Genomic DNA, 12,529 nt, shown 5'->3' with positions numbered 1-12,529 from the left:
CGGGTGAGGGATGCTCAGAATGAAAAAATGCATCCTATCATCGCTCAGGAGCAACTGTCTGTAAATGAAACGTGGCGTGAGGGAGTGGTGGCGGAAAGTTGCCACAAATGTGCAAAACGTTTGATCATGGTCGGGGTGAGAGGATTCGAACCTCCGGCCTCTACGTCCCGAACGTAGCGCTCTACCAGGCTAAGCTACACCCCGACTGTCAAACGGTGCTTCAAATGTGTTGAAGCGCAGTTAACTCAATGTTTCTTCAGGCTTGTCGTCATCTTTCAATTTCGACGCTGAAGTAATTGAGCCGCTAATTGTAGCAAACCTTCGGTGTAAGAATTGGAAGGAAGGGCGCTCAATGCAGAAATTGCACGTTGAGCCTCGGCTGCGGCGGCCTGTTGGGTGGCTTCCAGTGCGCCGGTGCTGCGCACGATCTCGATGATTTGCGGCAGCTTTTCGGTCTCGCCTTGTTCGATGGCGTGGCGGATGGTGGCGGCCTGTTCGGGCGTGCCGCGCTGCATGCCGATGATCAGGGGCAGCGTGGCTTTGCCTTCGCGAAGGTCGTCGCCAATGTTCTTGCCCATTTCGGCGGTGTTGCCGGCGTAGTCCAGCACGTCGTCGATGACCTGGAAGGCGGTACCCAGGGCTTGGCCGTATGTTGCGCAAGCCTCTTCGACAGGGCTTGGTGCTTTGATCAGAATGGCGGCCAGGCGTGCACTGGCTTCGAACAGCTTGGCAGTCTTGGAGCGGATGACGCGCAGATAGCCCGCCTCATCCAGCGAGGCGTCGTGCATGTTCATCAACTGAAGCACTTCGCCTTCGGCAATCACGTTGGTGGCGTCTGCCAGAACTTCCATCACCCGCATGTCGTTGGCATCCACCATCATCTGGAAGGCGCGTGAGTAAAGAAAGTCGCCGACCAGGACGCTGGCAGGGTTGCCGAAGGCTTCGTTGGCGGTGGCGCGGCCTCGGCGCAGGGTGGATTCGTCCACCACATCGTCGTGCAGCAGGGTGGCGGTGTGGATGAATTCAACCACTGCCGCCAGGTTGTGGTGCTGAGTCCCTTTGTAGCCCAGTGCGCCTGCCACCAGCAGAAGCAGGGCCGGGCGCAGGCGTTTGCCTCCGGCGGCGATGATGTACTGAGAAATTTGCCCGACCAATGGGACGCTTGAATTGAGGCGGTCAGCGATGACCTTGTCGACTTCGCTCATGTCGCGGGCGATCAGATCAAGGGCTTGGGAGGCGGATGCGGTGGGGGCGGTCAAGGTGGCGGGCTCTTTCAGGTTGCGAAATTATAGGAAAGGCGTGCCACGCACCTGGCCTGCACTTGAGCGTGCAGAGGGCCCCGCTTGTCAGGGGCTGACTTTCTTGTTATAGTTTCGGGCTCTGCGGAATTCTCCGGCGGAGCTTCAATTCAAAGAGGTTTACATGTACGCGGTCATAAAAACCGGCGGCAAGCAATATCGCGTTGCTGCTGGCGAAAAAATCAAAGTAGAACAGATTGCTGCGGACGTAGGCCAGGAAATCGTGATTGACCAAGTTCTGGCTGTCGGCAACGGCGCTGAACTCAAGGTTGGCACGCCCCTGGTGTCCGGCGCAACCGTCACGGCAACTGTCGTGGCGCACGGCAAGCACGACAAGGTTCGCATCTTCAAGATGCGTCGTCGTAAGCACTATCAAAAGCGTCAAGGTCACCGTCAGCAGTTCACCGAACTGCAAATCGGCGCGATTGCAGGCTAAGGAGAACGGGTCATGGCACAGAAAAAAGGCGGCGGCTCTACGCGAAACGGGCGCGATTCCAAGCCCAAGATGCTCGGTGTGAAGGCCTTCGGTGGCGAACTGATCAGCGCTGGCTCGATCATCGTTCGTCAACGTGGTACCCGCTTCCACGCTGGCTCCAATGTCGGCATCGGCAAGGATCACACTCTGTTTGCTCTGGTCGAAGGCCATGTGTCCTTCGCCACCAAGGGCGCGCTGAACAAGCACACGGTCAACGTGACGCCCGCAGCCTGAGTCTGACGGCGCGGTCACTCAGCGACCTGTCGAAGCCCCGCTTGGTCGGGGCTTTTTTCGTTGGGTCCCCATTTTTCTAGACTGGACATGACATGAAATTTGTTGATGAAGCCTATATAGACATTGCTGCAGGCGATGGCGGGAACGGTTGCGTCTCGTTTCGTCATGAAAAGTACAAGGAGTTCGGTGGTCCCAATGGCGGGGATGGGGGGCGTGGTGGCCACGTCTATGCGGTCGCAGATCCCAACCTCAATACCTTGGTTGACTTTCGTTATTCCCGCAGGCATGAAGCCCGGCGTGGCGAGCACGGCATGGGCTCGGACATGTTTGGTGCGGCAGGTGATGACATCACGTTGAAGATGCCGGTGGGCACCATCATTTCCGATGCTGAGACGGGCGAGGTGCTTTACGAGTTGTTGGCTCCGGGGGAGACCATCACGATTGCCAAGGGTGGCGATGGCGGCTTTGGCAATCTGCGTTTCAAGAGTGCGATCAACCGGGCGCCACGCCAAAAGACGCCAGGTTGGCCGGGTGAGAAGAAAAGCCTGAAACTTGAGCTCAAGGTGCTTGCCGATGTGGGCCTGCTCGGCATGCCCAATGCGGGCAAATCGACCTTGATCGCTGCGATCTCGAATGCCCGCCCCAAGATCGCTGACTATCCTTTCACCACGCTGCACCCCAATCTGGGGGTGGTGCGCGTCGGTCCCGAGCAGAGCTTCGTGGTCGCCGACATCCCCGGCTTGATCGAGGGGGCTTCCGAGGGCGCCGGGTTGGGCCATTTGTTCTTGCGTCATCTGCAGCGCACGCGGCTTTTGCTGCACGTGGTGGACTTGGCGCCGTTTGATGAAGCCGTCGATCCTGTTGCTCAAGCCAAAGCCATCGTGGGCGAGCTGAAGAAGTACGATCAGGCGCTTTACGAGAAGCCGCGTTGGCTGGTTTTGAACAAGCTGGACATGGTTCCAGAGGAGAAGCGGGCGGCCTTGGTCAAGGATTTTGTCAAGCGCTACAAATACAAGGGCCCGGTGTTCGAGATCTCGGCGTTGACGCGTGAGGGTTGCGAGGCCTTGATCAAGGCAATCTACCAGCATGTGAAGGCGCAGCAGGTGGCCGAGCAGGCGCCTGTCGAGGTGGATCCGCGCTTCGCCGAACCCTCTGATTCCTGAATGTTCCTGTGCCCTGGGGCTGGCATGGCTGGCCGATGCTGAAATGACTGCTAAAAATGAATCACGGGTGCTGGCGGATGCCCGCCGCATCGTCGTCAAGGTGGGCTCCAGCCTGGTGACCAATGAGGGTCGTGGCCTGGATGAGGCGGCCATCAGTGAGTGGTGTCGTCAGTTGGCTCAACTGGTCCTGTCTGGGCGCGAGGTGGTGATGGTGTCCAGCGGTGCCATTGCCGAAGGCATGAAGCGCCTGGGGTGGGCTGTTCGACCCAAGGAAGTGCATGAGTTGCAGGCTGCCGCAGCCGTGGGGCAGATGGGCCTGGCGCAGATGTACGAGACCAAGTTGCGTGAAAACGGCCTGGGCAGTGCCCAGGTCTTGCTGACCCATGCGGATCTGGCTGATCGCGAGCGGTACCTGAACGCTCGTTCCACCTTGTTGACCTTGCTGCGTCACCGCGTGGTTCCTGTGATCAACGAGAACGACACGGTGGTCAACGACGAAATCAAGTTTGGTGACAACGACACCTTGGGGGCGCTGGTGGCCAACCTGGTGGAGGCGGATGCCCTGGTGATCCTGACGGATCAAAAAGGCTTGTACACGGCGGATCCGCGGCGTGACCCTGCTGCGCAATTTGTCCATGAGGCGCGCGCTGGCGATTTGTCCCTCGAGGCCATGGCGGGGGGCGCTGGCTCCAGCATCGGCAAGGGCGGCATGATCACCAAGATCCTGGCGGCCAAGCGTGCAGCCGGTTCAGGGGCTTCGACTGTGATCGCCTGGGGGCGTGAGCCCGACGCGCTGGTTCGCCTCACCCAGGGGGAGTCCATCGGGACCCTGTTGGTGGCTCAGACGGCCAAGAACCAGGCCCGCAAGCAGTGGATGGCTGACCATCTGCAGATGCGTGGCGCGGTGGTGGTGGATGATGGTGCTGTGGCTAAGTTGCGTGATGAGGGCAAGAGCCTCTTGCCCATTGGCATGACGGCCGTCGAGGGGGAGTTCTCTCGAGGGGATGTGATTGCGATCAAGGACACATCGGGGACCGAAGTGGCTCGAGGTCTGTCGAACTATGCCAGTGCAGAGGCTCGCCTGATGTGTCGCAAAGCGTCTGCTGAGTTCGAGCGCTTGCTGGGTTATGTCGCCGAGCCGGAAATGGTGCACCGGGACAACCTGGTGCTTCACCGTTGATCTGGATTCGATGGCCCCAGAAAAAATCCGACCTGATCAGGGTCGGATGGTTGGGCATCAGTGCTTGTTGATCGGATCAAGGTGCAGGCCCGAATGACTGGGGTGCATCGGCCTGGGTTCTGGTTCAAAGCTGGCCCCAGGGGGCAGTTCGTAACTGCCCGAAGGTGGCAGTCGAGACATGTGGTTGTCCGAGCCGCCCTCGTTGTCCCGGGTGCGCATGCCACCCCTCAGAAAACGGTTGCGTGGTTCCGGCCGTGGCAAGTAGCGGGCCAGTTCGGTCAGAGCCATCTCATAGACACCACGCTTGAACTCCACCACCACGTCAAGTGGCACCCAGTAGTCGTTCCAGCGCCAAGCGTCAAATTCCGGGTGGTTGGTGGCCCTGAGGTTCAGGTCCCAATCATGTCCCAGCAGTTGCAGCAGGTACCAGATCTGCTTCTGGCCTTTGTAATGGCCTCTAGCGTCTCGCCGAATGTACCGGTCTGGCACCTCATAGCGCAACCATTCCCGCGTTCGGGCCACAATTCGCACATGCTCCGGATGGAGCCCCACCTCTTCATGCAATTCCCGAAACATGGCTTGCTCAGGGCTTTCGCCACGATCAATGCCGCCTTGTGGAAACTGCCAGCTGTGAGTCCGGATGCGCTTGCCCCAGAACACCTGGTTTTTATGGTTGAGCAGGATGATGCCGACGTTCGGCCTAAAGCCGTCCCGGTCAAGCATAATCAAACCCCAAATTTTTAAACTGAGTCCATTATGCACGGCACCGCACGTGTCACAAGAGGACTTCTCTTGAACTTTCCGCATTCCTCCAGATGAAAGCCTCCCAATTCTTCATTTCCACCCTCAAGGAAGCGCCTGCCGATGCGGAGGTTGTCAGCCACAAACTGATGACCCGCGCCGGCATGATCAAGAAGCTGGGGGCCGGTGTGTACAACTACATGCCCATCGGCTTGCGTGTCATCCGAAAGGTCGAGGCGATCGTGCGCGAAGAGATGAACCGGGCCGGCGCCGTGGAGGTGACCATGCCGGTGGTTCAGCCCGCCGAGCTTTGGCAGGAGACGGGCCGCTTTGAAAAAATGGGCCCCGAACTGCTGCGCATCAAAGACCGTCATGACCGCGACTTCGTGATCCAGCCCACTTCCGAAGAAGTGGTTACCGACATTGCTCGCCAGGAATTGCGCAGTTACAAGCAACTGCCCAAGAACTTCTATCAGATCCAGACCAAGTTCCGTGACGAGCGCCGCCCACGCTTCGGCCTGATGCGCGGTCGCGAGTTCATCATGAAGGATGCCTACAGTTTTGACCGTGACCAAGCGGCGGCCAAGGCCAGCTACCAGATCATGGCCCAGGCCTATCGGCGGATCTTCGATCGTTTCGGGCTCACCTACCGTGCCGTGGCGGCCGACAGTGGTGCCATCGGGGGTGACCTGAGTGAAGAGTTTCAGGTGATTGCCGCAACGGGCGAAGACGCCATCGTCTACTGCCCGGACAGCGACTACGCCGCCAACATCGAAAAGGCCGAGGCCCTGTCTCCGGCTGGCCCACGCCCCGCCGCCGCTGCCGCCCTCGCCAAGACGGCCACCCCAGGCAAGAGCACCTGTGCCGACGTGGCCGAGCTGTTGAACGTTCCTTTGGCAACCACCGTCAAATCGCTGGTGCTCGCCACCGACACACTGAACGAACACGGCGAGATCACGCGCAGTCAGATCTGGCTGCTGCTGTTGCGCGGCGACCATGACATGAACGAAGTCAAGGTCGGCAAGCTGCCCGGCATGGAAGGCGGCTTCCGTTTTGCCACCGTGCCTGAGATCGAAGATCACTTCGGCTGCAAGCCCGGCTACCTGGGCCCGTTGAACCTCCAGAAGCCTGTCAAGGTGGTGGCTGACCGTGAGGTCGCGGTGATGGCCGACTGGATTTGCGGTGCCAACGAGATCGACTTCCACATCACCGGCGTGAACTGGGGGCGCGACCTGCCCGAGCCCGAATTGGTGGCTGACCTGCGCAATGTGGTGGCAGGCGATGCCTCACCCGATGGCAAGGGCGTGCTGGCCATCGAGCGTGGCATCGAGGTGGGCCATGTCTTCTACCTGGGCACCAAGTACTCGAAGGCCATGAATGCCACCTTCCTGGGCGAAGACGGCAAGCCTGCGTTCTTCGAAATGGGTTGCTATGGCATTGGCGTGACCCGCCTGCCTGCGGCGGCCATCGAGCAGAACCACGACGAGCGCGGCATCATCTGGCCCGATGCGATTGCGCCGTTCACGGTGGTGATCTGCCCGATCGGCATGGACCGCAGTGCCGAGGTCAAGGCTGCCGCCGAGCAGTTGCACACCGACCTGCTGGCATTGGGGGTGGATGTGCTGCTGGACGATCGTGGCGAACGCCCTGGAGCCATGTTTGCCGACTGGGAGCTGATCGGCGTGCCGCACCGCGTGGTGCTGTCGGACCGGGGCCTGAAGGAAGGTCAGGTCGAGTATCAACACCGCCGCGACACGGCGGCCACCAAGATCGCTGCCGCGGATGTGCTGGCTCACTTGAAGGAGCGACTGGCTCTTTGAGCGCCGCGCTGGGTTGAGGATGATGGCATGTTGATTTCAAGGCGAAAAAGCCTGGCCGCTTTGGCCGCCGGGCCTTCTCTGTTCTTGTGGTCTGAATCGGCGCGCGCCGGAGCCCAGGCGGAAGAACCCCTGATTGACTCCGTGCGCACCGCCTTGAGTTCGGCGGTGGCCCAGCAGGCCCCCCCCGTGCCTGAGTTCGTCGATACCGATGGGCGCCTGGTCTACCTGCGCTGGTTGGCGGCCATGAGCGACCGGCTCTGGCGGCGCAAGCCTGAGTGGCTGGTGCGCAAGGAGTTCTTGCAGACGGTCTGGTATGAAAGCCGCCGGGCTGGCCTGGACACCTCGCTGGTGCTGGGCCTGATCGAGGTGGAAAGTAATTTCCGCAAATTCGCGGTGTCCCCCGTGGGCGCTCGCGGCTACATGCAGGTGATGCCTTTCTGGACCCGGGTGATCGGCGATGGAGACCCGGGCAAGCTGTTCCACCTGCAGACCAACCTGCGCTTTGGCTGCGTGATCCTGCGCCATTATCTTGACCGAGAGCAGGGTGATCTTTACTTGGCCCTGGGGCGTTACAACGGCAGCCGCGGCAAGCCGCAATACCCGGGCGCCGTGTTCGGGGCCCAGCGCCACTGGGTGTTCGCAGACCCCGTCAAATCGCCGGCCCAGGCCTGAGGCCCGCCACTTCGGGCACTTCGGGCCGACATCACGTGGGTCTGTCTGAGGGCAGGCGGGTCACCATCACCTGGTCGATCCGGTAGCTGTCCACGTCCATCACTTCAAAGCGGAAGCCCTCCCAGATCACGGCATCGGTGCGCTTTGGAATGCGTCGCAGCATCTCCATCAGAAAGCCGGCCAGCGTGTCGTACTGGTCGGCATGGGGCAGGGCGTCCAGTTCAAGCACCCTCTGCACATCGGCGATCGGCGTCATGCCGTCGATCAGCCACGAGTTCTCATCGCGCTGCACGATCAGGTCTTCATCCTGCTGATCCACCAGATCCCCCATCACGGTGCTCATCAGGTCATTGAGCGTCACCAGTCCCATCACCACGCTGTACTCGTTCACGATCACCGCAAAGTCTTCGTGAGCTTCCCTGAACAGGGCCAGGACTTCACCCACACTGAGTCGATCGGGCACCACCAGGATCTTGCGCAACAGCCCCTCACTGCTCAGGTCGAGCGGAAGGCCGTTGAGCACACGCTGGAACAGGTCCTTGGCATCGACATAGCCCAGCACCTGTTCCAAGCCGTCCCGACAGACCGGGTAACTTGAATAGGGCGCTGCCAGGATGCGGGCCCGTATCACGGGTTCCGGGTCATCCACCCGGAACCAGGCCATGCGCTCTCGTGGCGTCATGGTGCTGGTCACGCTGCGGCTGTCGAGCTCGAACACATTGGTGATCAACTGATGTTCACGCTCAGCCAGCAGGCCCGATCGGGCACTCGCCTCGGTCATGGCCAGAATGTCGGCCGGAGTGATGCGCTCGTCTCTCGCTGCAGGCAGGCCCAGCAGGGAGAACAGCCGATCGGTGAGATGGCTGAGCAACCAGACCAGGGGCTTGAACAGGGTCATCAGGCCTTGCATCGTGCCGACCAGTCGAACCGCCACCCGCTCGGGCTCGCTCATGCCCAGGCGCTTGGGCAGCAGATCGGCAAAGACGATGAACAGCCCGATGACGACGATGAAGGACAGCACGGCGCCGACCTTCGAGGCGGTTTCACCGGGCAGCCAAAGTGCCATCAGCTCGCTGAAGAAGGGGCTCAAGGCCCCTTCGCCGACGGCACCCCCCACGATGGCGATCGCGTTCAATCCGATCTGGACCAACGTGAAGTAAGGGCCGGGTTCGTCCTGCAGGCGCAGCACCTGCTCAGCGCGCAGGTCACCGGCATCAGCCATCTGCCGCAGCCGCAGGCGACGCGAGGCCGCCAGCGAGATTTCGGCGATCGAGAAATACGCGCTGGCTGCAATCAAGGCCAGGATGAGCAGCAGACTTTGGCTCAGGTTCATGTCACGGGCTTTGCGGCAGTCGGTGACCGCCGTGCCCCCAGTTTAGCGGCCAGATGCCGTTGGGTCGCCCCACTCACTGGACAAAGCCCATGCGGCGACGTTGCGGGCCACCGCGTGGCAAGTCATCCACCTGCAGCTCGTCACGCCCATCGAGCCGTGCATTGCCAAAGCCCGTCATCAAGGCACGTCGCATGTCGCGTGGGGCCATTTCGGCCAACACATCAAGGACCGACGTCGGGGCCTCTTCCGCAAAGTGGCGGCCCCAATCGTGGCTGCCGCGGATCGACAGGTACAGCCGGCGGGCGATTTCCCGGGCCTGCTCCGGCGTCGGCGGCTCGATCTCAAAAACATTCATGCGGTTGAGAATGGGCTCGGGAATGGCGCGCGCATCGTTCGCTGTGGTGATCCAGACGACCCGGCTGGCATCGATCGACACTTCGGCAAACTCATCCACAAAACGGCCTGCTGTGTCATGCTCGAGCAGGCTGTAAAGCGCTCCCAGTGGATCGTACTGGGCGTCGGCGCTGGCCTTGTCGATCTCGTCAATGACGATCACCGGGTTGGCATACTGACCGTCGACCAGGGCTTCAAACACCTTGCCGGGCCGCGCACCCTTCCATTGAGACGACGCACCGGAGAGCAGCCAGCCCGCCGTCATCGAACTCATCGGCACCAGTGACATGCCTGTGCCCAGCAATTCGGCCAGTTGACGGGCGAAATGGGTCTTGCCAATGCCTGGGGCTCCCAGCAGGAGCATGGGGGTCACCTCCAGGCCGTCACGGCTGTCCTGAGACAGGGCCAGGTGGCGCTTGACGTCATCCAGCACCTCGGTGAAGTTGGGCAAGGCCTCATAAAGAGGTGTCATCTCCGGAACCCCGCAGGGACGAACCTCGAAGCGATCAGGCCCGCGCTCCAGCATGCGTTGGTAGGTGCTGCGCAGGGATTCATGTTCGCGCTCGCTGAGCTTGGCCAGCTTGCGTTCCACTTCCGAGGGTTCGAACACGCTGCGCATCTGGGCAATGGGCAGTTTGAAAGCGGTCGAATGGGGGACAAGGCTGCGGGATTCCATGACGCTCTCCAGATCAGGACACACGCTTTGATTCAAGCACAAGCCGTGCCCGTCCTCAAGCGCTGGCGCTGACGCCAGAAGCAGAAAAGCCACTGTAGACAGTGGCTTTTCGAGAGGGTGGGGGCAGGGCTCAGCCGGGCTGGCCGCCGATCACCTGTTGCAGCTCACCCGATTCGTACATCTCCATCATGATGTCCGAGCCGCCGATGAACTCACCCTTCACGTAGAGCTGCGGAATGGTGGGCCACTGGCTGTATTCCTTGATGCCCTGACGGATTTCCGGGTCTTCCAGCACGTTCACGGTCTTCAGGCTCTTGGGGTCGACGCCGCAGGCCTTGAGGATCTGAATGGCGCGGCCGGAAAAGCCGCATTGGGGAAAGCTGGCAGTGCCTTTCATGAACAGCAGCACGGGGCTGTTCTTGACCAGGTCATCGATGCGTTGTTGGGTGTTGCTCATGAAGTTTCCTCTTGGGGCGGGCCCGGTGTGCGGGCAGATAGCGACAGATTATCTCAGTCCTGGCCAGAGTCCGCCCGAGCAGCGCTCAATGCCGGCGAGGTCTTTGCGGCTTTGCACCTGTTCAAACCCCCGGGCTTGCAGCAGTTCGCGCACCTGGGGGGCCTGGTCCCAGCCATGCTCCAGCAGCAGCCACCCGCCCGCCATCAGGTGTGCGGGGGCCTGCGTGATGATGCGCCGCAGGTCATCCAGGCCATCGGGCCCGCTCACCAGGGCCTGCAGCGGCTCGTGACGCAGTGCCGGCAGATGCGGGTCGTGGTCGGCAATGTAGGGCGGGTTGGACAGCAGCAAGGCGAAGGGCGCATCACCCAGTGGTGCGCACCAGTTGCCCTCAAGAAAGCACACTGCCAGGCCCAGGCGCTGGGCATTGCCCGTGGCCACGGCCAAGGCCTCGGCGCTGGCATCCACGGCGTAGACCTCGGCATCTCGGCGCTGGCTGGCCACCGCCAGTGCGATCGCACCGCTGCCGGTGCCCAGGTCGGCCACCCTGGGGCGGGGCCATGGGGCCATTACTTCCAGGCCCCAGTCGACCAGGGTTTCGGTGTCGTCGCGCGGGTCCAGCACCCGGGCATCCACGGCCAGGTCCAGCCCATAGAACTCGTGCCTGCCCGTGAGGTAGGCCATCGGTTCGCCTGCCAGTCTGCGGGCCACGACTCCGGCCAGGTGGGCTTGTTGCGTCTCGGTCAACGTGTCGGTGTCGTGGGCCATCAGCCAGCCTCGGTCGTGCGGCGCCCGTTGCACGGCCAGCAACACCAGCATCTGGGCCTCCAGCCTGGGCAGGCCCTGCTCCTGGAGCTCGCGCAGGGCACGGGAAAGGGTTGGCCGCGCGTTCAAGACAGCCCCACTTCCAGTTCGGCCAGTTGTTCGGCCTCGTGGGCGGCGCGCAGCGCCGCCAGCACGTCGGCCAGATCGCCTTCCATGATGGCGCCCAGCTTGTAAAGCGTGAGGTTGATGCGGTGGTCCGTCAGTCGGCCCTGCGGAAAGTTGTAGGTGCGAATGCGGTCGCTGCGGTCGCCGCTGCCGATCAAACCCTTGCGCAGGGCGGCATCCTTGGCGGCGCGCTCGCTGCGCTCCTTTTCCTGGATGCGCGCCGACAGCACCTGCAGGGCCTTGGCCTTGTTGCGGTGCTGGCTGCGGTCGTCCTGGCATTCGGCGACGATGCCGGTGGGCAAGTGGGTGATGCGCACGGCCGAATCGGTCTTGTTGATGTGCTGGCCGCCGGCGCCGCTGGCACGGAAGGTGTCGATGCGCAAATCGGCGGGGTTGATCTGCACGGCCTGCGCTTCGTCGGGTTCCGGCAGCACAGCCACGGTGCAGGCACTGGTGTGGATGCGGCCCTGGGTCTCGGTGGCGGGTACCCGCTGTACCCGGTGACCGCCGGATTCGAACTTCAGCGCGCCGTAGACCTGCTCACCCTCCAGGCGCAAGACCAGTTCCTTGTAGCCCCCGAGTTCGCTTTCGTTGGCGCTGACGATCTCGCAACGCCAGCCGGCACGCTCGGCGTAGCGCGTGTACATGCGTGCCAGATCGCCCGCGAACAGGGCCGACTCATCGCCGCCCGTACCGGCGCGCACCTCCAGAAAGGCATTGCGCGCGTCGTCAGGGTCTTTGGGCAGCAACAGGCGCTGCAACTCGCTTTCAAGCTTCAGCAATTCTTCGCTGGCGCTCGCAATCTCTTCCCGGGCCATGTCAGCCATGTCCGGGTCTGTCAGCATCTCTTGGGCGGTCTTCAGGTCGGATTCGCACTGCCGATAGCGCTGGTAGCGCCCGGCCACCTGGGTGACCTCGGCGTGTTCGCGCGACAGCGTGCGGTACTGCGCCATGTCGCCCATGATGTCTTCGCGCGACAGCAGAAAGTCGAGCTCCTCAAGGCGCGCGGCATAGCGTTCAAGTTGCTGGCGTAGGAAGTCTTTCATGGGGCACTTTGCAGGGCCGCTGGCTGTTGCATCAGAAGCGGCAGGCTGGAGAAGGCTTGCGCCCGAGCAGGCGCAAGAGCAAGCAGGTCGGGCCACAGGGCCGCGCCACACCTG

At 62.0% G+C, this 12,529-nt stretch carries 13 protein-coding genes and 1 tRNA gene; 6 read left to right on the top strand and 8 right to left on the bottom strand.

From position 1 onward, the window contains the following. Positions 1 to 127: 127 nt before the first annotated feature. Both AC3WUT_RS11770 and AC3WUT_RS11765 read right to left on the bottom strand, forming a co-directional pair. Positions 128 to 204 (bottom strand) — tRNA-Pro (locus tag AC3WUT_RS11770). Between the two features lie 71 nt (positions 205 to 275). Next, positions 276 to 1,205, bottom strand: a complete 930-nt coding sequence (locus tag AC3WUT_RS11765; RefSeq protein WP_492347443.1) for a polyprenyl synthetase family protein — start codon at positions 1,203 to 1,205, stop codon at positions 276 to 278. Between the two features lie 217 nt (positions 1,206 to 1,422). On the opposite strand from AC3WUT_RS11765, the gene rplU reads away from it, so the two are divergent. The 4 genes from rplU (at position 1,423) to proB (ending at position 4,350) form a co-directional block, all read left to right on the top strand. Then, positions 1,423 to 1,734: a 50S ribosomal protein L21 gene (rplU, locus tag AC3WUT_RS11760; RefSeq protein ID WP_084461703.1), complete on the top strand. Its 312-nt coding sequence runs from the start codon at positions 1,423 to 1,425 to the stop codon at positions 1,732 to 1,734. 12 nt (positions 1,735 to 1,746) lie between these two features. Further along, on the top strand, positions 1,747 to 2,007 hold the full coding sequence (gene rpmA / locus AC3WUT_RS11755; RefSeq protein WP_019576099.1) for a 50S ribosomal protein L27: 261 nt from the start codon (positions 1,747 to 1,749) through the stop codon (positions 2,005 to 2,007). Positions 2,008 to 2,099: 92 nt separating this feature from the next. Continuing rightward, positions 2,100 to 3,170, top strand: coding sequence for an Obg family GTPase CgtA (gene cgtA, locus AC3WUT_RS11750; protein WP_492347255.1), 1,071 nt, complete (start codon positions 2,100 to 2,102; stop codon positions 3,168 to 3,170). Between the two features lie 43 nt (positions 3,171 to 3,213). Then, complete coding sequence (gene proB / locus AC3WUT_RS11745) at positions 3,214 to 4,350, top strand: glutamate 5-kinase (protein WP_492347254.1); 1,137 nt, start codon at positions 3,214 to 3,216, stop codon at positions 4,348 to 4,350. Positions 4,351 to 4,407: 57 nt separating this feature from the next. On the opposite strand, the gene AC3WUT_RS11740 is transcribed toward proB, so the two are convergent. Then, on the bottom strand, positions 4,408 to 5,073 hold the full coding sequence (locus AC3WUT_RS11740) for an RNA pyrophosphohydrolase (protein ID WP_492347442.1): 666 nt from the start codon (positions 5,071 to 5,073) through the stop codon (positions 4,408 to 4,410). 92 nt (positions 5,074 to 5,165) lie between these two features. Here AC3WUT_RS11740 and AC3WUT_RS11735 point away from each other — a divergent pair, with 92 nt between their 5' ends. Beyond that, positions 5,166 to 6,911 carry a proline--tRNA ligase gene (locus AC3WUT_RS11735; protein WP_492347253.1) on the top strand — a complete coding sequence of 582 codons (1,746 nt, stop codon included), beginning with the start codon at positions 5,166 to 5,168 and terminating at the stop codon, positions 6,909 to 6,911. Between the two features lie 27 nt (positions 6,912 to 6,938). After that, positions 6,939 to 7,583 (top strand): lytic transglycosylase domain-containing protein, encoded by a 645-nt coding sequence (locus AC3WUT_RS11730; protein WP_492347252.1) that lies wholly within the window; start codon positions 6,939 to 6,941, stop codon positions 7,581 to 7,583. A 31-nt stretch (positions 7,584 to 7,614) separates the two neighbouring features. Here the strand turns inward: AC3WUT_RS11730 and paeA are convergent, their stop codons facing one another. From paeA to prfA, 5 genes are all read right to left on the bottom strand, one after another. Further along, a complete protein-coding gene (gene paeA / locus AC3WUT_RS11725) occupies positions 7,615 to 8,916 on the bottom strand; it encodes a polyamine export protein PaeA (RefSeq protein WP_492347251.1) in 1,302 nt (433 codons plus the stop codon). A 73-nt stretch (positions 8,917 to 8,989) separates the two neighbouring features. After that, positions 8,990 to 9,985: an AAA family ATPase gene (locus AC3WUT_RS11720; RefSeq protein WP_492347250.1), complete on the bottom strand. Its 996-nt coding sequence runs from the start codon at positions 9,983 to 9,985 to the stop codon at positions 8,990 to 8,992. Positions 9,986 to 10,115: 130 nt separating this feature from the next. Beyond that, positions 10,116 to 10,442, bottom strand: coding sequence for a Grx4 family monothiol glutaredoxin (gene grxD, locus AC3WUT_RS11715; RefSeq protein ID WP_492347249.1), 327 nt, complete (start codon positions 10,440 to 10,442; stop codon positions 10,116 to 10,118). Positions 10,443 to 10,490: 48 nt separating this feature from the next. Then, complete coding sequence (prmC, locus tag AC3WUT_RS11710; protein ID WP_492347248.1) at positions 10,491 to 11,333, bottom strand: peptide chain release factor N(5)-glutamine methyltransferase; 843 nt, start codon at positions 11,331 to 11,333, stop codon at positions 10,491 to 10,493. Further along, on the bottom strand, positions 11,330 to 12,415 hold the full coding sequence (prfA, locus tag AC3WUT_RS11705; protein WP_492347247.1) for a peptide chain release factor 1: 1,086 nt from the start codon (positions 12,413 to 12,415) through the stop codon (positions 11,330 to 11,332). The genes prmC and prfA overlap by 4 nt, the downstream gene beginning before the upstream one ends. Positions 12,416 to 12,529: the final 114 nt, after the last annotated feature.

The organism is Curvibacter sp. EU05-FHT14A10, from assembly GCF_058791075.1.
Note: the sequence above shows the minus strand (reverse complement) of the source record. Positions and strands in the feature narration are given on the sequence as shown.